The sequence below is a fragment of the Listeria grandensis FSL F6-0971 genome, from assembly GCF_000525835.1.
Lineage (GTDB): Bacteria > Bacillota > Bacilli > Lactobacillales > Listeriaceae > Listeria_A > Listeria_A grandensis.
This window is the reverse complement of record NZ_AODD01000008.1, coordinates 53,816-76,305: the sequence shown is the minus strand read 5'-3', so window position 1 is coordinate 76,305 and position 22,490 is coordinate 53,816. Positions and strand designations below refer to the sequence as shown.

General features: G+C 43.3%; 21 protein-coding genes and 2 pseudogenes. All 23 read left to right on the top strand.

The features are described 5' to 3' along the window. The first annotated feature begins 223 nt into the window (after positions 1 to 223). The 23 genes and pseudogenes from PGRAN_RS06795 (at position 224) to nrdG (ending at position 22,479) form a co-directional block, all read left to right on the top strand. Entirely contained in the window at positions 224 to 1,687 is a 1,464-nt protein-coding gene (locus tag PGRAN_RS06795; protein WP_036066069.1) for an FAD-binding oxidoreductase, read from the top strand. Positions 1,688 to 1,757: 70 nt separating this feature from the next. Continuing rightward, positions 1,758 to 2,327, top strand: coding sequence for a glycerol-3-phosphate responsive antiterminator (locus PGRAN_RS06790; RefSeq protein WP_036066068.1), 570 nt, complete (start codon positions 1,758 to 1,760; stop codon positions 2,325 to 2,327). 79 nt (positions 2,328 to 2,406) lie between these two features. Beyond that, positions 2,407 to 3,690: an MFS transporter gene (locus PGRAN_RS06785; RefSeq protein ID WP_036066067.1), complete on the top strand. Its 1,284-nt coding sequence runs from the start codon at positions 2,407 to 2,409 to the stop codon at positions 3,688 to 3,690. A 14-nt stretch (positions 3,691 to 3,704) separates the two neighbouring features. Beyond that, complete coding sequence (locus PGRAN_RS06780; RefSeq protein WP_036066066.1) at positions 3,705 to 4,481, top strand: SDR family oxidoreductase; 777 nt, start codon at positions 3,705 to 3,707, stop codon at positions 4,479 to 4,481. Positions 4,482 to 4,513: 32 nt separating this feature from the next. Beyond that, complete coding sequence (locus PGRAN_RS17250; RefSeq protein ID WP_241433299.1) at positions 4,514 to 5,002, top strand: FGGY family carbohydrate kinase; 489 nt, start codon at positions 4,514 to 4,516, stop codon at positions 5,000 to 5,002. Continuing rightward, positions 4,999 to 5,865, top strand: coding sequence for an FGGY-family carbohydrate kinase (locus tag PGRAN_RS17245; protein ID WP_241433298.1), 867 nt, complete (start codon positions 4,999 to 5,001; stop codon positions 5,863 to 5,865). Before PGRAN_RS17250 ends, PGRAN_RS17245 begins: the two co-directional genes overlap by 4 nt. 405 nt (positions 5,866 to 6,270) lie before the next feature. Next, positions 6,271 to 7,176: an alpha/beta hydrolase gene (locus PGRAN_RS06770; RefSeq protein ID WP_036066064.1), complete on the top strand. Its 906-nt coding sequence runs from the start codon at positions 6,271 to 6,273 to the stop codon at positions 7,174 to 7,176. A gap of 83 nt (positions 7,177 to 7,259) precedes the next feature. Further along, complete coding sequence (locus PGRAN_RS06765) at positions 7,260 to 7,847, top strand: hypothetical protein (RefSeq protein WP_149024007.1); 588 nt, start codon at positions 7,260 to 7,262, stop codon at positions 7,845 to 7,847. Between the two features lie 380 nt (positions 7,848 to 8,227). Further along, complete coding sequence (locus PGRAN_RS06760; RefSeq protein WP_036066062.1) at positions 8,228 to 8,686, top strand: DUF4352 domain-containing protein; 459 nt, start codon at positions 8,228 to 8,230, stop codon at positions 8,684 to 8,686. Between the two features lie 93 nt (positions 8,687 to 8,779). Continuing rightward, on the top strand, positions 8,780 to 10,051 hold the full coding sequence (locus PGRAN_RS06755) for a nucleotide sugar dehydrogenase (RefSeq protein ID WP_036066061.1): 1,272 nt from the start codon (positions 8,780 to 8,782) through the stop codon (positions 10,049 to 10,051). Positions 10,052 to 10,071: 20 nt separating this feature from the next. Next, positions 10,072 to 10,753 (top strand): annotated as a pseudogene (locus tag PGRAN_RS06750) (sugar transferase). A gap of 114 nt (positions 10,754 to 10,867) precedes the next feature. Further along, entirely contained in the window at positions 10,868 to 11,617 is a 750-nt protein-coding gene (locus PGRAN_RS06745) for a WecB/TagA/CpsF family glycosyltransferase (RefSeq protein ID WP_036066059.1), read from the top strand. 13 nt (positions 11,618 to 11,630) lie between these two features. Next, a complete protein-coding gene (locus PGRAN_RS06740) occupies positions 11,631 to 12,335 on the top strand; it encodes a YveK family protein (RefSeq protein ID WP_036066058.1) in 705 nt (234 codons plus the stop codon). Beyond that, entirely contained in the window at positions 12,336 to 13,052 is a 717-nt protein-coding gene (locus tag PGRAN_RS06735; RefSeq protein WP_077914612.1) for a CpsD/CapB family tyrosine-protein kinase, read from the top strand. Next, the gene (locus tag PGRAN_RS06730; RefSeq protein ID WP_036066057.1) at positions 13,042 to 13,896 is read left to right on the top strand and encodes a LicD family protein; all 855 of its coding nucleotides are present in this window, start codon (positions 13,042 to 13,044) and stop codon (positions 13,894 to 13,896) included. Before PGRAN_RS06735 ends, PGRAN_RS06730 begins: the two co-directional genes overlap by 11 nt. Then, positions 13,896 to 14,339: an FAD synthase family protein gene (locus PGRAN_RS06725; RefSeq protein ID WP_036066056.1), complete on the top strand. Its 444-nt coding sequence runs from the start codon at positions 13,896 to 13,898 to the stop codon at positions 14,337 to 14,339. The genes PGRAN_RS06730 and PGRAN_RS06725 overlap by 1 nt, the downstream gene beginning before the upstream one ends. A gap of 110 nt (positions 14,340 to 14,449) precedes the next feature. Next, positions 14,450 to 15,889: a lipopolysaccharide biosynthesis protein gene (locus PGRAN_RS06720; RefSeq protein ID WP_051998459.1), complete on the top strand. Its 1,440-nt coding sequence runs from the start codon at positions 14,450 to 14,452 to the stop codon at positions 15,887 to 15,889. 130 nt (positions 15,890 to 16,019) lie between these two features. Then, positions 16,020 to 17,060: a glycosyltransferase family 4 protein gene (locus PGRAN_RS06715; protein WP_036066055.1), complete on the top strand. Its 1,041-nt coding sequence runs from the start codon at positions 16,020 to 16,022 to the stop codon at positions 17,058 to 17,060. 21 nt (positions 17,061 to 17,081) lie between these two features. After that, complete coding sequence (locus PGRAN_RS06710; protein WP_051998458.1) at positions 17,082 to 18,302, top strand: hypothetical protein; 1,221 nt, start codon at positions 17,082 to 17,084, stop codon at positions 18,300 to 18,302. Between the two features lie 20 nt (positions 18,303 to 18,322). Then, positions 18,323 to 19,282 carry an SDR family NAD(P)-dependent oxidoreductase gene (locus tag PGRAN_RS06705; protein ID WP_036066054.1) on the top strand — a complete coding sequence of 320 codons (960 nt, stop codon included), beginning with the start codon at positions 18,323 to 18,325 and terminating at the stop codon, positions 19,280 to 19,282. A gap of 9 nt (positions 19,283 to 19,291) precedes the next feature. Next, positions 19,292 to 19,519 carry a helix-turn-helix domain-containing protein gene (locus PGRAN_RS06700; protein WP_036066053.1) on the top strand — a complete coding sequence of 76 codons (228 nt, stop codon included), beginning with the start codon at positions 19,292 to 19,294 and terminating at the stop codon, positions 19,517 to 19,519. 263 nt (positions 19,520 to 19,782) lie between these two features. After that, positions 19,783 to 21,932: pseudogene (gene nrdD, locus PGRAN_RS15580) on the top strand (anaerobic ribonucleoside-triphosphate reductase). Continuing rightward, positions 21,925 to 22,479, top strand: coding sequence for an anaerobic ribonucleoside-triphosphate reductase activating protein (gene nrdG / locus PGRAN_RS06685; RefSeq protein ID WP_036066051.1), 555 nt, complete (start codon positions 21,925 to 21,927; stop codon positions 22,477 to 22,479). Before nrdD ends, nrdG begins: the two are co-directional and overlap by 8 nt. Positions 22,480 to 22,490 lie beyond the last annotated feature (11 nt).

Genomic DNA, 22,490 nt, shown 5'->3' with positions numbered 1-22,490 from the left:
AAGAGGATTTTTACTGCGGCCGCTCCAGTTTTTTTCGGAGCTGAACGGGCCGTTTCAGCTTTTCGCTCTTGACTTTAATGTAAGCGTTCTATATACTGTAGTTAGTTGCTAGAGAATTGAGATAAGCGACTCCTTATTTGTAGGAGTGCGCTTTTTTTGTGCTCTAAATACAGAAAAATTTACCATTTTGGTGAAGAAACAGATCGAAAGGGGTTATTGTAACATGGTTTTATCGACAGTTTTATCACGTGAGGAAGTTGTGTCGGCAATGGAGAAGTTGGTTGGGGTAGTGAATGTCGTGACGGAAGAACAGGAATTGAAACATAGTAGTATTGATCGTTATCGTAAGTATGAGGATATTTCGGGGGTCTTTACGCAACCGATTCCGGCGGCAATTGTGAAGGCGCGAAATACGGATGATATCGCGAATGTACTGAAGTTTTGTAACGATAATGGTGTCAATTGTATTCCACGGACGGGGAACTCGGCGCTTGAGAGTATGCTGGAATCGCGGAAGCCAAATCATATCGTGTTAGACGGCTCGGGGCTGGATAAGGTGATAGAGATTGATGAATATAATATGCAAGTGACATGCCAAGCGGGTGTCGTGCTGGAGGATATCGAGAATCAGCTACGTGCGAAAGGGTTGACGACGGGACATTCGCCACAGTCTAAACCACTTGCGCAAATGGGTGGCTTGGTCGCAACGCGCAGTACAGGACAGTTTTCGACGCTGTACGGCGGGATCGAGGACATGATCGTAGGACTTGAAGCCGTTTTTCCAAATGGAGAAGTGACACGGATTAAAAATGTACCGAGACGTGCGGCAGGGCCTGATATTCGCCACGTTGTTGTCGGGAACGAAGGCGCGCTTTGTTACATCACGGAAGTTACGGTGAAAATTTTCAAATACCAGCCGGAGAATCATCGTTTTTACGGCTACACGCTAGATGATATGCAAGTTGGCTTTGAAATTTTGCGCGAGGTAATGGTGGCGGGATACAAGCCGTCGATTGCGAGACTCTATGATGTAGCAGACGCGGCGGGACATTTTTCACATTTCCAAAAGGACAAATGCGTGCTGATTTTTATGGCAGAAGGTCCTGCGGGAATTACTGCGGCGACGGGTGCTGGGATTGAGGAAATCGTTTCCAAATATGGACAATGTGAGCAGGTCAAGAGTCAGCTGATTTCAGACTGGTTTGACAACTTGAATTGGTTCCCAGAGCAGGTGGCAGAGGAACGCGAGGAGATTGTCGCTACGAAAAACATGGGATTCACGACTGAAATCGCGGCAAACTGGGGTCAAATTAACGCGATTTATGAGTCAGCATGTGCGCGTGTCAAAGCGGAAATACCTGATGTGACATGGGTTGGCGGACATTCTTCACATAGTTATATGAACGGGACGAACCTGTATTTCGTCTATTATTATGATCTTGTGGACTGTAAACCAGAAGAAGAGATCAATAAATATCACAACCCGATTAACCAGATTATCGTGGAGGAATCGTTGAAACATGGCGGTACGATGGTGCATCATCATGGGGTTGGGAAAGCGCGCGCGCCGTGGATCAAGGACGAGTATGGTTCTTCCTTCTATATTCTGAAGACGCTAAAACAAGCGTTTGATCCGAATAATGTGATGAATGCTGGAAATATTATTCCGCTTGAGTTCATGGACTAGTAAAGGTAAGATGGTGTATCAATCTCTTGTCATAAGGGGTTGATACATTAGTGAAAGTAGGGGATTTATAGTGAGAGAGAACATGCTAGATTTATTGGCGGATAACCCGATTATCGCCGCAATTAAGGATGAGACAGGGCTTGAAAAAGTGGTGCAATCCAACTGTCATCTTGTGTTTATTTTATACGGAAACATTTGTAATATTAGTCAAATTGTAGAGCGTGTGAAGGCGGCTGGGAAAATTGCTTTCGTGGATATCGATTTGGTAGAAGGTACATCCAATCGCGAAATTGTTGTTGATTTCATGCGTAAAAATACGGAAACAGATGGCATCATTAGTTCGAAACCAGCAATTGTTCGCGCGGCTAAAATGAAAGGTTTTTACACGATTCACCGCTTCTTCTTGATTGATTCGATGTCATATCATAATTTACCAAAACAAGTAGCGGCATCAAAAACGGATTGTGTGGAAATTTTGCCTGGATGTATGCCAAAAGTGCTCGGTTGGGTGCAGGAGGCGATCAGTCAGCCGGTGATTGCGAGTGGTCTGGTGTGTGATAAAGAGGATGTTTTGACAGCGCTAAAAGCAGGAGCTGTCGCGATTTCTTCGACGAGCCCGGATGTGTGGGACAATATTTAAATTTTAAAAAAAGCGGATCAGAAAAAGTCATTTTAACCAAATAATGTAAGCGGTTTCTATGGAACTAAGGAGGCAAACTATGAAGAAAGCAAAATATAGTCGTTGGTTTATCATTGCAATCATTGGTATGACAGGCGGTATGAGCTTTGAGTTACCATATTTAAAATATAATTATCAGGTACCGATGGAGTCGCTGATGGGGCTGAGTGCTACACAGGTTGGGTTTATTATGAGTGTTTATGGAACCGCGGCGATGGTACTTTATGCTCCAAGTGGGATTATCGCGGATAAGTTCTCCCATAAAAAATTGATTACGTTCTCGATGCTGGTGACGGGTGGACTCGCGTTTGTGATGGCGCTTTATCCGCCGTATTGGATGCTACTGGTGATTCAAGTGTTACTCGCGATTACAACGGTACTGTTCATGTGGTCGGCGACAGTGAAGGCAGTTGCGATACTTGGAACGGCAGAGGAACAAGGAAGTTTGCTCGGTTTTGCAGAAGGGATGCGGGGCTTTGGGGCACTTGTGACAGCGTTTTTGACGTTGTGGATGTTCCAGTTGTTTGGTGCGGATCAGAACCCGAATAGCTTGAAAGCTGTGATGGTAACGTACGGGGTTTTTTATCTGGTGTTTGGGATTTTATGTTGGTTTGTTGTCCCTGAGGAGTCAAAAGAGGCGCGGGCGAGCATTCCGAAATCAGAGAAGACGACGGCTAAGGATATTTTACTCGTTTTGAAAAGGCGGACGACGTGGTATTGTAGCCTGATTATTATGGGTGTGTATACGATTTTTGCGGTCCTCAGTTATACGACGAGTTATTTGATCGATATTTTTGCGATGCCGGTTGTGATGGCGACGTTTATCGGGATGATTAGAAATCAGGTTTTTCGGACGATTAGTGGGCCAGTGGGTGCGATTGTTTCTGCGAAGACGCGTTTGAAATCGCCGACGAAGATTATATTTATTAGTGGGATTGTGACATTTGCTGGGCTGATTTGTTTGATTGTGATTCCGGCGAGTAAGAGTATTATTTTGGTGATGATCGGGCTTGTGTTGCTGCTTGCGTTCTTCAATTATGTGTCGCGCGGCATGTATTTCGCGACGATTGGGGAGGCTGGAACGCCGAATAAGACGATGGGAACGACGATTGGTGTGGCATCTTTGATTGGATTTTTGCCGGACGTGTTCATTTATCCGCTCATCGGGAATTGGCAGGATACGCTTGAGGCAACGGCGGCGTACCGCAATATGTGGATTCTCGGGCTTGTGGCGACCGGGATGGCACTTGTTTTCTGTATGTTATTAATGCGCGATATCAAGAAGAAAAAAGCGGTCGTGATGGCTGCAGTGGAAACGATTTGAAGGAGGAAATAGAGATGAATATTCAAGATTTTCAAATGGACTTTTTTTCATTAAAAGGTAAAAATGCGATTGTGACTGGTGGGAACTCTGGACTTGGGCAGGCTTTTGCGTTGGCGTTGGCTAAGGCGGGGGCGAACCTTTTTATTCCGAGTATTGTGGCGGATGATGGGACGACGGAGCGGCTGATTTCGGAAGTCGGTGGGAAAATGGTGTTCATGCAAGCGGATATCACGAAGGAGGGCGTGCCAAAGCAGGTTATTGATGGGTGTGTGGAGGCGCTTGGAAGCGTGGATATTTTAGTGAACTCGGCTGGGATTTGTAAAATTGCGGAGGTGCAGGAGTTTGGGCGTAAGGAATGGGATCCGATGATTCAGCTGAACTTGACGGCGGCTTTTGAGCTGAGTTATGAGGCTTCGAAACGAATGATTCCGCAACGTAGTGGGAAAATTATCAACATCTGCTCGCTGTTCTCGTTCCTTGGTGGGCAGTGGTCACCAGCGTATGCAGCGACGAAACACGGGATTGCGGGCTTGACGAAGGCGTATTGTGACGAGCTAGCGCAGTATAATATTCAGGTGAATGGGATTGCGCCTGGGTATTACGCGACGGAAATTACGTCGGCGACGAGGAGCAATCCGGAAACGAATCAGCGCGTGCTGGATCACATTCCAGCGAACCGTTGGGGTGAGACGCAGGATTTGATGGGAACAACGGTCTTTCTTGCGAGTCGTGCTTCTGATTACGTGAATGGACACCTGCTCGTTGTGGACGGTGGCTATTTGGTACGCTAAAAATTTGATAGGAAAGAAAGGTCTAGATACTTATGATGAAGAAATATATTATTGGGATTGATGGTGGTTCGCAAAGCTCGAAAGTGGTCATTTTTGATTTGGAGGGTGTCATTGTGTCGGAAGGCAAGTGTGAGCTGCAACCGATGCATTTAGCGGAAAACGGTGTGGTGGAACATCCTGACGACGATTTGTGGGACTCGCTAATTGTGGCGAGCCGAGTGGCGATGGATAATTTCCCGGGAAATAAAGCGGATATTATTGGACTCGGCTTATGCACAATTCGATTCTGTCGGGCATTGTTGAAGCGGGACGGGAGTTTGGCGTCGCCGGTGATGAGCTGGATGGATGCGCGGGTGTCAAAACCTTACGAACATGCAAACGAAGAGGTTGCGTATGTGACGACGACTTCGGGATACATGACGCACCGTCTGACGGGGAATTTCGTGGATACGGCGGCGAACTATCAAGACAGTGGCCGATTGATACGGATGCTTGGACGTGGAGTGCAGACGAGACGGTGATCAGTCAGTTTGGGATTCCGCGCAGGATGCTGTTCGATTTGCAGATGCCGGGAACAAAGCTTGGCACAGTAACAGAACAGGCGGCAAATACATTAGGAATTCCAGCAGGCATTCCGGTCATCGCAACGGCAAACGATAAAGCGGTAGAAGCACTCGGCGCCGGGTTACTCGCTGAAAATACCGCGCTGATCTCGCTTGGTACCTATATCGCGGCAATGATTCCAGGCCCAACCAATCCAAAAAGCACGACGGCGTTTTGGACAAATTTTGCATCGACACCGCATCAATATCTCTATGAAAGTAACGGAATCAGACGTGGCATGTGGACGGTGAGCTGGTTTAAAGAACTTTTAGGCGATGATATCATGCTAAAAGCGCACCAAGACGGCCATTCAGTGGAGGAATTCTTAAACCGCGAGGCACAACATATCCCCGCTGGTTCAGAAGGTTTAATGACGATCCTTGATTGGCTAGCCCCCTCGGATGCACCGTACCGCAAAGGCATGATGATTGGATTCGACGCGAGGCATACACGCGCGCACATCTATCGCTCCATCTTAGAAGCCATTTCCTTGACGATGAAAAATCGAGTCGATGAGATGTGTGCCGAGCTTGGAATCACATTGGACAATATCATCATTTCTGGAGGTGGCTCTAATAGTACCTTACTGATGCAAATATTCGCAGACGTATTTGGAATCCCGGCGACACGAAATGAAGTCAATGGTTCCGCAAGCCTAGGCGCCGCAATCTGTGTCGCCGTAGCGCTAGAAGTTTACCCAAATTACAATACGGCAACTAAAAAAATGGTCAGGATACGCGATCAATTCGAAGCCACACTAAAAAAACAACACCTTATATAGTAGAATAAATCAAGAAGTATACAGAGACATCACAGCAAACACCGATACCATCTTGAAAAAAGCAGCGACGATTTTCTGAAAAATAAAAAGTGTTAAGCGTCCTTTCAGAGGATCGTTTGACACTTTTTTTCATGATTTACAAATAAGTATGACAAAAAACTTTATTTATCGTAATATTTGTATTATAATTGAAACATAAGTAATCTAATGGTAGTGGGAGGAGGATGAACTAGTCTAGCATAGTTTACTTTTACGATCGAAGATACCAAGGCTAAATAACAGAAACAACGAGGAGGACAAAATGAAAAAACAAAAAAAAGCATCTCATTATTAGGTATTTTAGCAGTCGTAGCTATCGGGATTACCGTTATTTATTTAGTACCAGTCACAACAGAAGGGCCAAAGGTGACAGTACTAGCAACGACGAATCAACAATCCAAGCCAGCTAAAGCAACGGGGATTGAGACAGTTAACTACAACTTAGGCAAAGGCATATTAAAAACACCAGGAAAAGTAGACATGCCTTACATGAAACAAGGCGTGCTTTCGATTCCCAAAGGAAAAGGAGGCCCATATCCGCTTGTTGTCATTATACATGGGCGCCATACTATTCGTAACTACGAAAAGATAACAGAGGCAGAGAATTACTATAAAGGATTTACTTATCTAGCTGAGTCACTAGCAAGAGAAAAATATGCTGTCATAAGCATTGACGTCAATGCCGAACAATTCGAAGTATACAAAGAATTAGTAGCGGCAGGAGGCATTGATTACGGTAATTCTAAAAATTTTGAGCGTTTGATTACAATCTACAAAGCCCACATGAGTGCATTATCCAAAGCAGTTAACGGTGAGGCTTCCAATTTTAAATTAGATTTGAAAAATAAAATCAACCTAAATGATGTGACACTTATAGGACATTCCAGAGGTGGACAAGGTATTGATTTCCTTGCTACAAACTTGAAAAAAGAGGGCAATAATTCGATCAAAGGCATGATTTCGCTAGCACCATCAAAAAACCTAGCTAATGCGCCATACACGGATGTTCCTCATGGCTTTATTATTCCAGAATACGATTTCGACGTAGCAAATCTGGAAGGTCAAGTATCCTTCGACGAGCTAAAAGCCAAGAAAGGGCGTAAGTCATGGGCAAATGATGTTTTTCTAAGAGGTGCCAACCACTATTACTTCAGTAGAAAATTAGATCTTAGTTTCACGCCTAACGTACCTATTGATAACGTTTTAGAAAAGAATACAATCAACAGAAAGCAGCACGAAACATTCCTTACCAATTATGCAACGGAGTTTTAGGCATCATTCATGGCAATGTAAAGCCGACAAACAATTTCAACCCGAACAATATAGCACCACAAAAAATGTACGGACTCAAAGTAATGACGACCATGTACACACCAAAAACAGAGCTATTATTCTCTGCAGATGCTAAGAAAAAGGTCAAAGAATCAGGCGCCAAAGCAAAATACGTTGTAGAATCTGTAGATGAGAAGCGGAATACAGCAGGCTACTTTAGGCATCCAATCGAATCGGAGTTTAACACGAATGGCCCCAATCTAAACCTATTAAATGTAACCTGGAAGAATAAAAAAGATAAAATAGAATTACCATTAAATACAGCAGATTTTTCGAAATTCTCAACAATACGGCTACTAATCGCACAAGACAGCACACAAAAAATAAACAAAGGTAAAGATCAAGCTTTTACTATCATATTTACAGATAAGAAAGGGAAGCAATCCGAAGTGTTAGTGGATAAAAATACACCAGCACTTAGTTATCTGTACGGAATAGAAGTGAAATCATTCTCGAAACCGTTTTGGCTGGGTTACACGCCGCTGAGTGATTTAAGAATTCCTTTAACACTACTAGGAAACATCAATAAGAAAGAAATTAAAAGCATTTCTTTCGCATTTAACCAAACCGATACAGGCGCAATCATGTTAAGAGAGATGGTATTACAATAGAAAGCAGGATACACACTAGCCCATAAGACGGGAGGTGCGTATCCTGCTTTTTTCGTTGCGAAAAAATATGGACATAACACACGGGCAAAAAAGTTCGCAAAGTAGTAACAATATGGGTCGTTGAATTCTAATACGCTAGAATATTAAAGTCGATATTGCTGTTAGAATGAGTACTATCAGCCAATAAGAAGACATGAACACGTATCTAATTCAACACCCGCAAGCCTACTAATTTAACCAAAAATAGATGCATGATTTTAAATAATAGACAAAAAAAATCAATTATACGAAATCTAGCGTTTCTTGCAATTTTAGGTGATAAGCTATTAGTAGATCCAGAAGAACAAATCCCCTAAAAAAGAAAGGAAGAACGTAATATTATGAAAAAGAAGAAAAGCCTCCTTACACTATTTACCGTGAGTTTAGCAGTTGTTATGATCCTCGCTGGATGTGGCAATGCCGCGGTAAGCGATGATATCGGTAAAACAAGAACAGTAAACGATCTCGAAATCACTGTAACAAATGTAGAGATGAAAGATAGTAACAACAACGACAAACAAATGGCTAAGATCGATTTCTCCGTTAAGAACGTTGGAAAAGAAGAATCAGGTGCAGGTGCAGGCGATTTCGCTATCCAAACGAAAGATGGGAAAAAACATCAAGTTTACGGACTAAATGCCAATAACTTTGGAGATTCAATCGCGGCAGGTAAGACACTGAAAGGCTCAGGTTACTACGAAATTCCGGCAGATCAAAAAGAATTCACCATTTTATATGAGCCAAACATTGACGAAGTAACAGAAAAAATCAAATGGACGATCACCGTACCTTCCAAATAATCGTGCTAAAAGTAGAAAGACCAATAATGCTCAAGGCTGAGCGAGAAGCGCCAGCCTTGTGTCGTTTAAAAATCGAAAGGTGGAAATATATTGATGAATATTACAGTAGTAGGCCTTGGATATATAGGATTACCAACAGCAATCCTATTTGCTAAATACGGAAATACAGTGACAGGTGTTGACTTGTCTCCTGTAATGACAGCAAATTTGAACGCTGGTCAGCTTCACATCGAAGAAGCAGGCTTAGCTGAGGATTTGCAGGAGGCCCTCGCACTTGGTAAATTTCATGCTAGCACAACACCAGTCAGCGCAGATGCTTATATCGTTGCTGTTCCAACTCCTAACAAAGATGATTTATATAAATCCTGCGACACAAGCTACATTGAGTCAGCCCTAACCAGCATTCTTCCCTCTTTGAAGAAAAACGATACGATTATTATTGAATCCACGATTGCCCCACGAACGATGGCTGATGTAGTACAACCAATGATTGAAAATGCCGGATTCACGGTCGGTGAAGACATTTATCTAGCGCATTGCCCAGAACGTGTTTTGCCAGGAAATATCATGCACGAATTAGTCCACAATCCGCGAATTATCGGCGGTATCACGGAAGCATGTACCGAAAAAGCAGCCGCAGTGTATAGCTCTTTTGTCGAAGGTGAAATCATCAAGGCCCAAGCAGGTGAAGCAGAACTAAGCAAATTGATGGAAAATACCTATCGTGATGTGAATATCGCGCTAGCAAATGAGCTTGCTAAGATCAGTAACCACTTAGAAATCGATGCCCTACGTGTTATCGAAATGGCCAATAAGCATCCACGTGTAAACTTACACCAACCAGGACCAGGTGTTGGCGGACACTGTCTAGCGGTAGACCCGTACTTCGTTATTGCCGCAGCACCAGAGCAGTCCCCACTAATGCAAACAGCACGTGAAGTTAACAACAGCATGCCGTCCTATATCGTTGAGCAAGTGGAACAACTGATGGCAGATCAAGAAGGAAACCGCGTGACTCTATTTGGTCTAACGTATAAAGGAAACATTGATGACATCCGCGAAAGCCCCGCTATGGAAGTAAAAGAATTGCTCCTAGAATCAGGATTTGACGTCCAAACATTCGATCCACACGTAGCAACAGAAATTTTGACAGGCGAGGAAGCTTGTAAAGATAGTTCTCTCATTATAGTCTTAAGCGATCACAGTGAGTTTTGCGATATACCTGAAAGTTACACGAACCAAATGCGCGAAGCCGTTCTATTCGATACGAAAAATATAGTTCAAACTTTAGGTAACGACGTGAGCTATTTCAACCATGGTAATTTACACCAAGCTAAAACAAAGAAAAGAGCTCTAACAATCTAAATGAAAGGATGTGAACGAAGATGGAAAAAGCAGATCTCAAAATAACCCAGACAACGACATCATTTTCGGAAAATACACGTAAATCACACGAAAAACCATTACATGACAAAGTATGGCGGCTATTTGATTTTATTGCCGCCATCTTCGCGCTTATCATTTCAGCTCCAATCCTCCTTCTTATAGCCACAAGTATTAAACTCGAAAATTGGAAAGCCCCCGTATTCTTCAAACAAAAACGCGTTGGTAAAGGTGGACAAACGTTTTATATGTACAAATTCCGCTCGATGTATGTCGATGCAGAGGCGCAATTGGCCAAATTGCAAGCTCAGAACGAAATGGAAGGCCACATGTTCAAAATGAAAGACGATCCGAGAATTACGAAAGTCGGCAAATGGATTCGTAAAACAAGCCTCGACGAATTTCCCCAATTCATCAACATTTTAAAAGGTGACATGTCATTCGTCGGGCCGCGCCCACCATTAATAAGCGAATACGAAAACTACACAAACTATGAAAAGAAACGCCTACTTGTTACACCAGGATGTACTGGTTTATGGCAAGTAAGCGGTCGAAATAATATAAGCTTCCAGCAAATGGTCGAATTAGATCTGACATATATTAAAAAAAAGGTCGATTCCTCTCAATATTAAGATTTTACTCCTGACATTCAAAGAATTTACCGGTAAAGGAAGCGGAATGTAACCTATCCGTCCGAACTATTGACAAAAAGTATCAATTATCTGGAATATACCAAATGTAAACACTTTTGCTGTTACACTTGTAGTACAAGAAAGAACAAGAAAGGACGAACGCCAAATGAGAACCCAATTGCTAGGCAGTAACTTAGATTGCTTAACCTTATCCGAAACATTAATCAAGATCGAAACAATAATCAAAAAAAGAGTTCCAACACAGCATGTTGTTATCAACGCAAATAAGATCAACCTGATGTACGAAGATGCAAAACTAAGAGACATTGTCAACGCATCTCCACTCATCAACGCGGACGGCTCCTCCATTGTTCTAGCGGGTAAACTCCTCGGACACGACATTCCAGAGCGTGTCACAGGCATTGACTTATTCGAACAACTACTCGAAATCTGTAACGATAAAGGATATCGTCCCTATTTTCTCGGAGCAACCCAAGAAGTTATTGAAAAAATCGAATCACACTACAAACAAAAATATCCTAACATGTCCTTCGCAGGCTTCCGAAATGGTTATTTCCAAGCCGAAGAATCAGCCGACATCGCCGACACGATTCGTGAAAGCAAAGCAGACGTCCTATTTCTCGCCTTCTCCAGTCCACAAAAAGAATACTGGGCAAGCGAACACTTAGAACGATTAGACGTTCCATTTGTGATGGGAGTTGGTGGAAGCTTTGATGTTATCGCCGGTAAAACAACACGCGCCCCACAATGGATGCAAAAAGCCGGTTTAGAATGGTTTTACCGCTTCATTCAAGAGCCACGTCGTATGTTCCGTCGCTATTTCCTAGGTAACCTACAATTTTTAAATCATATCAAAAATGAAAAAATGAATCTTTGGAAAGCCAATCGCCAATAAGGAAGGAGAAACAATGAAAGAAACTCTTAGTATCAAATCCATTTTTCAAATAATCAAGCGACACTTGTTGCTTCTTATAAGCACAACCGTTATCGGAGCCCTTACTGCAGGTGTAGCACTGATGTTCCTAATCACACCGATGTACGAAGCTAAAACGCAAATTCTTGTGACACAATCCGTACAAGACGCAGGTGTAAACAACCTCCAAACTTCTGAGGTACAAGCTAACATCCAACTTGTGAACACATATACAGCCCTACTAACAAGCCCCCGAATCCTCGATGATGTGGCTAAAAATTTAGGTGGTAACTACACAGCAGGAAAACTGATGGGTAAGATCACAGTTGGTAGCCAACATAATTCCCAAGTCATCAACGTCAGCGTACAAGACGAGGACCAAGCTCAGGCCGCTTTGATAGCCAATGCAGTCGCGGAATCTTTCGCCAAAATTACCCCCGACGTGATGAACGTGAACAATATTGACATCTTAGCCAAAGCAGATGTTGCAGCTAATCCAAGACCAGTCAGCCCAAGCCCAGTAATACTTATCGGAGGCGGAGCTATTGGTGGTATGATGATCGGTTTTGTAATCATGATTATCCGCGTTGTCTTTAATACAAAATTCAAAGATGAAACAGAAGTAATCGACGAACTAGGCATTCCATTACTTGGTAATATCGCCAAAATTCCAGAAACTCATGGGGAAGGATTGAAATAAATGAGAAAAGCGAAAAATAAAATGAAGGTTGAATCTCGCCATAGACGCAAGAAATCCACCGAGCCGCAAAAATTAGTCGCTAAAATAAGTCCAAAGTCACCACATTCTGAGTTGTTTCGTTCGATTCGTACAAATATCGAGTTCTCAAGCGTCGATAAAATCATGAAATCGATTCTTATTACATCCTCCGAGCCTGATTCTGGTAAATCACTTATCTGTGCTAATTTAGCCGTCGTATTCGCCCAACAAGGCAAAAAAACACTCCTCATCGATGGCGATTTACGTAAACCAACCGTGAAAAAAATCTTCCCAGAAGCAATGTCACATGGCCTAACAGGAATTTTAACAAGTAAAATCACGATCAACGAAGCAATCTGCGGCACTGATGTCGAGAACTTATACGTATTACCAGCAGGAATTGTACCGCCAAATCCATCGGAGCTCTTAGGTTCTGAGAAAATGAAACAAGTATATGCCGAGCTTTATGAGGTATTTGATCAAATCATCTTTGACACACCACCAATCCAACTAGTCGTTGATGCCCAACTGCTTTGCTCGCTAGTAGACGGTGCGATCCTACTTGTTCGTAGCGACCATTCCTCTAGAGAAAACAGTAAAAAAGCCCTTCAAAAGTTACAGAGCGGGAGCGCACACGTGATTGGTAGCATTTTCAACAACCAAAAAATGAAAATGGAAGGATACTACTATGCCGAATAAGGTAAATAATGGCGACCATTTAACAACAGGTCTATTCGAACAATTAAAACAAGTCGAATTAAGCATCTTGCTAGATGTGGCAACGCTTTGTGAGAAACACAACCTCACATATTACCTGATCGGCGGGACTCTGCTTGGAGCCATCAGACACGATGGTTTTATCCCGTGGGATGACGACATCGATATCGCGATGCCCCGTAAAGACTTCGAAGCTTTCCAAAAAATCGCCAAGACTGAACTACCAGAATCATTATTTTTGCATTATGGTACAACCGATGCGGAATACTATTTACCAATCATCAAAATTAGGAAAAATGGCACGATTTTCGAGGAAGAAAGCGCCTCACCTAGCATTAAACATAAAGGAATCTTCATCGATATTTTCCCGCTAGACAACGCTAAAAAGAACAGCGGTTTCCTTTTCCATATGAAAGGACGCTTATTAAAACAACTAAAGAGCCTCCTGTTCCTAAAAATTAACGAAAAAACAACGCTCCACCAGATAGTACCTTGGAAAAAAGCCGTACTAAAACTCATCAAACCAGTCCCAACAAGCTTTTTATTCCGAGTATTAACGAACTACATGCAAAGCGGTGCCGATGATAGCGCACCATACTACGTCAATCACGGTAGCCAATACGGCTACAAAAAACAAACGATGCCAAAAACAATGTACGACACGGCAGCAACGACAGTGTTTGAAGGACATAACTTCCGAATCCCAGCCCAAACCGAGCAACTTTTAGAGCGGATCTATGGTAAAAAATACATGGAACTGCCACCCGTCGAAAAACGCATCACCCACAAACCAAAACGAATCCAGTTGAAAGAGGAGATAATCTGATGAAAAAATATAGTGTAGGCCTAACGACAGGCGTATTTGATTTATTCCATGTCGGCCATTTGAACATCCTGAAAAACGCCAAATCCCAATGTGATATCCTGATCGTTGGTGTCAGTACAGATGAATTCGTTCAAGCATACAAAAATAAGACGCCAGTTATCCCATTTGCCGATCGTAAAGCGATTGTCGAAGCCCTGCAATACGTTGATCTAGTCGTTCCGCAAACGAGCCACGAGAGCAAGCTGAACATGATTGATAACCATAATATCGACGTGATGTTTCACGGTAGCGACTGGAAAGGTAGCCCAACTTTCAACAAATTAGAAGCAGAATTCAAGCGTCGTGCCGTTGAAATTGTTTATTTTGACTATACAGCAGGTGTTTCCTCCACAAAACTTGTCGAAACGATCCAACAAGAAACCATATTAGTAGCGGGAGCATAACTGTTTACAAATTGTTGACAAAAGCTATCAAAAATCTGGAAAAAACCTGATTTCATGAGGCTCCATGATAAACTTAGAGTAACAAATCAAAGAAAGGAAGTGTGGCCCGATTGGCTAAAACAAAAACGGCATTCGTCGCAAAAAACCTCCTGATTGGCAGCGGGACACAAGTCATTTTCTTAATCTTAAGTTTCATTAACAGAACGGTGTTCATCTACTTTCTAGGAAAAGAATACCTCGGCCTCGATGCCTTATTCACCAACATCTTGATGGTTCTATCCTTCGCAGAACTCGGCATCGGCAACGCAATCATTTTCAGCCTTTACAAAAGCATGGTAGACAAAAATAAGGCCCGAATCAAAGCGATCATGGCACTTTACGCCAAAGCATACCGCATCATCGGGCTTACCGTTTTCATCGTTGGACTACTCTTAATGCCATTTTTAAACCTATTTATCAAAAATCCACCGAACATTCCTGAAAACATCTATATGATCTACTTCCTATTTCTACTCAATACGGCGATTTCCTACATGTTCTCCTACAAAAAAGCCATTTTCTCCGCCGATCAAAAAGAATACGTCATTAACGTGAGTCAACAAATTTTCTTCCTCGTTCAATCGGTAGTACAACTCACGTATCTATATATCACAAGAGACTACATCGGCTTCATCGTTATCCAAGTCGTCTGTACGCTTGGCCTCAACATTTTCCTAGCAGTTTATGCCAACAAGAAATATAGCTTCCTCAAAGGAAAAACAACCGAAAAACTCGATAAAGCAGAAGTTAAAACCATTTTCCAAAACGTTAAAGCACTGGCTATGTATAAATTTGGTTCCATCATCATGAACGGCACAGACAGCATCATTATTGCTGCTTTCCTTGGCCTCAGCGTGGTAGGAATTTACTCGAATTACCTGCTTATTATCGCCGCAGTTGTTACCGTCTTGTCTCGCGCACTAAACTCGATTACCGGAAGTATTGGACATCTCAATAACACAGACGACGACGCCAAAAAAGAACAAGTTTTCAAGCAACTATTTTTCATCGTCGCGTGGATTTACTTCTTGCTCTCGATCATCCTGTTTAACGTCATCAACCCGTTCATTACGCTTTGGATCGGTGAAAGTTTTGTACTTGGAACAGGTACCGTGCTCGCTATCGTCGCAAGTTTTTACATCAACGGTATGCAATTTCCTGGGTACACTTACCGTACCACAATGGGATTATTCCGCCAAGGTCGCTACGTTCCAATCGCGATGGCTGTACTAAACATCATCCTGTCGATCATCTTTGCCACACATTTTGGCCTCGTTGGTGTTATCGTCGCAACAATCATCTCGCGCCTTGTAACCACGACCCTGATCGATCCGTACCTCGTCTACCGTTTCGGCTTTAAAAAGAAAGTCGGGAGCTACTTCAAAATGTACCTCGGATACGCTATCATCACATCCATCGCCTTTGCAGCTTCGATTCCGGTCATGAACTGGATCTACCAAGCACATGGTTCACACTCATCCTCGGCGCAGGGAGCCTATTTATTCTCCTAAACGCAGTCTTCTTCCTAGTTTTCTACAAGAAGTCAGAGTGCCAAGCAATCATTCGCCGTATCAAAAGCATGATCAAACGTAAAAAACAAGCATAACACCCCAATAAAACGAAGAGAGGAAGACCAGCCAAATGAAGCAAGTAATCATGATCGGCCCCGCATCTGTATCCAAAGGCGGTATCGCAACCGTCATCGCCAACTTTGAAAAAACATTTGCAAGCGACACTGTCAACATTCACTATATCGCTAGTTGGAAAGAAGGTAGCGCACTATTCAAGCTCTGGATGTTTATATGCGCCATCATGCAACTCTGCTACTTGGCAATCACACAAAAAATCGACATCGTGCACATTCACACCTCTCAAAAAGGCAGTTTCTATCGCAAAATGATCTTCATCAACATCGCCAAACTTTTCAGAAGCAAAGTTATTTTACACATGCATGGCTCAAGATTTGGCATTTTTTACGACCAGCAAACAAGCTTTATACAAAAACGCATCGTGAACCATCTGAACCGTCTTGATCACATTATTGTCCTCAGCGAAGCGTGGAAAACCTACTATGAAAATATGTGCGACACCCCGGTTAGCGTTATGGAAAACGCCGTCGAGGTTCCGCGCACGAACCCATATAATAACACCAGCAAAACAATTGTCACATTTGGAAATGTCAGCCAAGAAAAAGGCAGCTACGACCTACTCCGCGCCATCCAATCACTCGGCGCCACCTATCAAGAATACGAGTTCATTTTCTACGGCATCGGCGATATCGAAACAGCCCAAACCCAAATCAATCAAAACAACCTAACGAACGTCACACTGGGCGGTTGGGTCGAAAGCCATCAAAAACAAACAATCTTAGAAAGCGCGCTACTGCACATCTTGCCATCCTACCACGAAGCGCTTCCAATGGCTATTCTAGAAACAATGGCACACGGTATCCCAAACATTAGTACAAACGTCGGAGGCATTCCTCAAATCATCCAAGATAAACAAAACGGTTTGCTTATTGAACCCGGAGCTATCACAGAACTACACGAGGCCATCGCAGACTTACTCGATAATCAAGAAGCCCGTGAGCTAATGAGTACGAAAGCCCATCATGCCGTCCAAGCCCAGTTTTCGATGGATGCATGTAATAACAAGTGGGAACAATTTTACGAAAACCTCTAAAAAAACGAAGGAGTGTGAAACATGGTTGCTTTTTTAATCGCCTTGCTACTGTCATTATTCGCAAGTCTTATCCAACAAATCATCCCACAAATCGATGCGATCGATAAGATCATCGCTGTAATCTTCGCAGTTAGCGCGATTGCTAAACTAACCTATTTGGAAACAAAGCAACGTTTCACACTCCGTCCAAGCGACATCGGGTTGTTCGCGATTAGTATTATTTTCATCATCTACTGTTTCATCCCAAACGCATTCCACCAACCGAGCAACACGATGTTCCTTCAAATCTACTCGATGTTCTCCATTTTAAAATTCGTCATCGTCTTTTGGAGCGGCCTGTTCTTGTTTCGTAACACAAAATTCCGGACAAGCACACTGTTTTTCCGCAGGATGTCTACGATACTCACCACGATCTTCCTTGTCATCGGCGTTCTCAATATCCCACTACACTTCCTAGAACCATTTGACATTCGCTTTGGCATCGAAACAGTATCGTTTGGTTTCCGCCACCCAGCTCAATTTGCAGCCACGATCATCGTTATCACTATCGTCCATATCTTTATCTCATGGTCCGAACAAGGAAAAATGCCGTACTATATCATCTTCGCAAACTTCATCCTTGTCTTTTTAGCAGGAAGAACAACATCGATCGGCTTCTATCTTTGTCTGATACTGTTGATTCTCATCTTCCCTTACATCAAGCGAATTCCGATTTATGTATACGCGCTAATCGGCGGTGTTTTCTACTGGTTAGGAAGCGACAGGATTAGCAACCAGTTTCTAGGAACAGATGGAGAAGCGCGCGGGGTACTACTTGACACAAGCTTAACGATTGCAAGTGAGAATGCTCCGTTTGGCGCCGGCCTTGGTATGTTCGGTTCCAACGCCTCACGCCTGAACTACTCGCCGCTTTACGAACAATATGGCATTTCCCGTGTGTGGGGTCTTACGCAAGAAAATCCCAACTTTGTGACGGACTCTTACTGGGCGATGATTATCGGTGAGCTTGGATTCCTCGGTATGTTTTTCATCATCGTCATTATCGGTTACGTGCTTTGGTTACTGTACAAAGAAATCGTTGGTAGCACGTACCAAATCAAGTTCCTAATTTTCCTGCCAATCGTCTATGCCCTACTCACAAGCCCAATCGATACCGTATTAGTATCCAACACAAGTATCTTTCTCGTACTCGCGACAATCTACATGGTCGCTTTAAACAATGAATACCGCAGTCAAAAATAGAAATTCAGGAGGCAAAAATAATGGAAAAAACTATTTTTATAACAGGTGGCGCAGGTTTTATCGGTTCTCATCTTTGTGAAATGTATATTAGCGAAGGTTATAACGTCGTCTGTATCGACAACTTAGTATCAGGAAATTTAAATAATCTATCTGAAATCGTTAAACATCCAGCATTCACATTCGTTCAAGGAGATATCCGCGATCGTGATCTGATGATGCAACTTTTCGAGACACATAAACCAAGCCATGTAAACCACCACGCTGCACAAAAATCTGTTGCTTATTCTGTTGAAAACCCAAGCTATGATTTAGACGTTAACCTTGTCGGTCTGATGACTATTCTTGATTGTGTAAAGGCGCACCCAATTGAAAACTTTATCTATGTTTCTTCTGGTGGAGCGCTCAGTAAAAAAATCGAAGGCACGGAGAAGTCATCTGAGGCAGACACGCCCCAACTTATTTCCCCGTATGCTTTAACTAAATTTACAGGTGAAAAATATATTGAAATGTACGCCGCGCAATACGGTTATGAATTCACGGTAGTACGTTATGCTAATATTTATGGTCCAAGGCAAGTTCCAGATGGCGAATGTGGTGTCATCCCGATTTTCCTAAACAATATTTTGGCAGACAAGCCGTCCGTGTTGATGACCTACCCAGACATGCCAAACGGCTGTACACGTGATTACGTCTACGTTGCGGATGTTGTTGAAATAAACAAACTAGCTAGCGAAAAGCCAGTCAATACAATCGTTAATGTCGGTACAGGTGAAGAAATCGCGATTTTAGACATCTACAAAGAAATTTTAGCAGTTTTTGAGAAAAATGTAGCGATCTTTATTGAAGCACCACGAGCTGGAGATGTTAGGCGCTCTGTTTTAGACGCTGGGCGCGCAGCAGATTTACTAGGTTGGGAAAGCAAAGTTGGACTACACGAAGGTTTAACGAAACTAAAAAAACATTTGGAAATAAAAAAGTAGGGGGACCACATGGAAAATAAAGAACTTTTAGAAATGCTGGATGAGTACTTCCTATCTACGAAAGAGGCCGTTGAATACCTTGACGTGTCCCGCCAATGCTTCTTCTCACTCGTGTCTCGCGGGAAGATCAACAAGATCAAAAAAGGCTCAGTCGTGCTGTATTATCGACATGAGATCGAAAACCGTAAATTAGACGCAGAATTATTGCGAAAGCAGTATAATTATACAGTTGAATAAAAACGAGTACCTCGAAATCTGTACGCTGGGTTTTGAGGTTTTTTTGAATAAATAAGCCATTAGCCTCTTCATTATGTAGTCATTATTATCTGGTGAGGTGACATTGTTGGTATAATCACATTCATGTTTGGTAAGATTTTTTTGAAAGTTGCTCCTAATAGCCTATTTTCTGATGGAATTCGATTATTGTTAGAAAAACCATCTATATTGTGTCATAATGAGGATGTGGATACAATATATAGTGTTTGAAGGGAAGCGGAGATATGTACGTGGAGAAGGAAACGGAACAATTAGTGATTAAAAGAGATGGTCGGAAGGTCGGATTTGACCTGATTAAGATCAGGAATGCAGTGCAGGCTTCGATGGTGAGCTGTGGTGTCGATGATGCGGCTTATTTGGAAGCAGTTTTAGTCGATATTGTGAAAAGTTTACCAAATGATATGGCGGTAACGATTGATGAGATTCAGCACGTGGTCGAGGATCAGTTGATGAAGTCTACATACTCGGATGTGGCGCGAGCTTATATTGAGTATCGGCATGATCGGGATTCGTATCGTGCGAGTATGACGGATTTGACGGTGAGTGTGCAGAAGTTGTTGGATCGGGATAAAACGGTTGTGAATGAGAATGCGAACAAGGATGCGGCGGTTTTTAATACGCAGCGGGACTTGACGGCGGGCGCGGTGGCGAAGAGCTATGCGCTGAAATATATGTTGCCAAAACATGTGGCGAATGCGCATCTGAAAGGGGACATTCATTTTCATGACCTCGATTATAGTCCGTATCACGCGATGACGAATTGTTGTTTGATCGATATTGCGGGCATGCTGGCGAATGGTTTTACGATTGGGAACGCGAATGTGGAAAGTCCGAAGTCAATTCAGACGGCGACCGCTCAGATAGCGCAGATTATCGCGAATGTGGCGAGCTCGCAGTACGGTGGGTGTTCGGTGGATCGGATTGATGAAGTTTTGGCGACGTATGCGAAACGGAATTATGAGAAACACGAGGAAGAGGCGGAAAAATGGGTTTTGGCAGAGCGGCGCGTGGAGTTTGCGCGGGAACGGACGCGAAAAGATGTTTATGACGCGATGCAGAGTTTGGAGTATGAGATCAATACGTTGTACACGAGTAATGGGCAGACGCCGTTCGTGACGCTAGGCTTTGGGCTTGGCGAGGACTGGTTTGCGCGCGAGATTCAGATGGCGATTTTGAGAGTGAGACTTGGTGGAATTGGGAAGGATAAGCAGACGGCGATTTTTCCGAAGTTGGTATTCTCGATCAAACGGGGAACGAATTTGGAAGCGGTGGATCCGAACTACGATATTAAGCAGTTGGCGCTGGAGTGCTCGGCGAAACGGATGTACCCGGATGTGCTGAACTATGATTCGTTGGTGCGCTTGGCGGGGGATTTCAATGTGCCGATGGGTTGCCGATCGTTCTTGCCTGCGTGGCGTGATGAGAATGGTAATTTTGTGAATGCGGGACGGAATAATTTGGGCGTTGTGACGCTGAATGTGCCGCGGATTGCGATTCAAAGCGGGGGCAACCGAGAAAGATTCTGGGAAATTTTCACGGAACGAATGCAGACAGTGAAGGATGCGCTACTTTTCAGATTGGAGCGGATTCGCGCAGCAAAACCGGAGAATGCACCGATTTTGTATAAGTACGGGGCGTTCGGAAAACGGCTTGATGATAGGCAGGATGTGGATCAGCTTTTTAACAAGGAGCGGTCGACGATTTCAATTGGCTACATTGGCTTGTATGAGGCTGCGACGATGTTTTATGGTGGCGAATGGGAGGCGAATCCAGAAGCAAGGCGTTCACGATTGAGATTGTGAAGAAGCTGAAGGAGTACGCGGATGCTTGGAAGGCAGAGTACGGCTATTGGTTCAGCGTGTATTCGACGCCGAGCGAGAGTTTGACGGATCGCTTTAACCGCCTAGACCGCGAGAAATACGGCGATATCAAGGATATTACCGACAAAGAATATTACCAAAACTCGTTCCATTACGATGTCCGCAAAAAAGTGACGCCGTTTGAAAAACTCGATTTTGAGATGGAATATCCGGAATATTGTTCGGGTGGCTTTATTCATTATTGTGAATATCCAAAGCTGACGCATAATTTGAAGGCACTCGAGGCTGTTTGGGATTATGCCTATGATCGCGTGGCTTATTTAGGAACAAATACGCCGATTGATCGTTGCTACGAGTGTGATTTTGAAGGGGAGTTTGCGCCTACTGCGGAAGGGTTTAAGTGCCCAGGGTGCGGCAATACGAATTCAGAAACGGCGGATGTCGTGAAGCGAACGTGTGGTTACCTGGGAAACCCGATGAAACGGCCAATGGTGCATGGTCGCCATGAAGAGATTACGCAACGGGTGAAGCATCTGGAGTCCTCAAATGAATAATCCAAAACCGCAAGAATGGCGTGCAGAGAAGCTTTCGGCGAATTATATTGCGGATTATAAACCGTTTAATTTTGTGGATGGTGAAGGTGTGCGGTGTAGTTTGTACGTTTCTGGTTGTCCTTTCCATTGTGAAGGATGCTACAATAAGGCGGCGCAGTCATTTCGATATGGAACGCCGTATACAGACGAGCTTGAGGACAAAATCATCGCTGACTTGTGGCATGAAAGTGTGCAGGGATTGACGTTACTTGGCGGAGAACCATTTCTGAATACGGTCGTTTGTTTGCGGCTTGTGAAGCGAATTCGGGCACTATTTGAGGATACGAAAGATGTTTGGTCGTGGACGGGCTATACGTGGGAAGAATTGATGCAGGAAACATCGGATAAATTGGAGCTACTTTCTTATGTAGATGTGTTGGTGGACGGGCGTTTTGAACAGGATTTATTTGATCCTAAGTTAGCGTTTAAGGGCTCGAGTAATCAACGGATTATTGATGTGAAAGCCTCGTTACGATTTAATCAAGTGGTACTTTACGAAGCGAATTAAAAGTGTATATA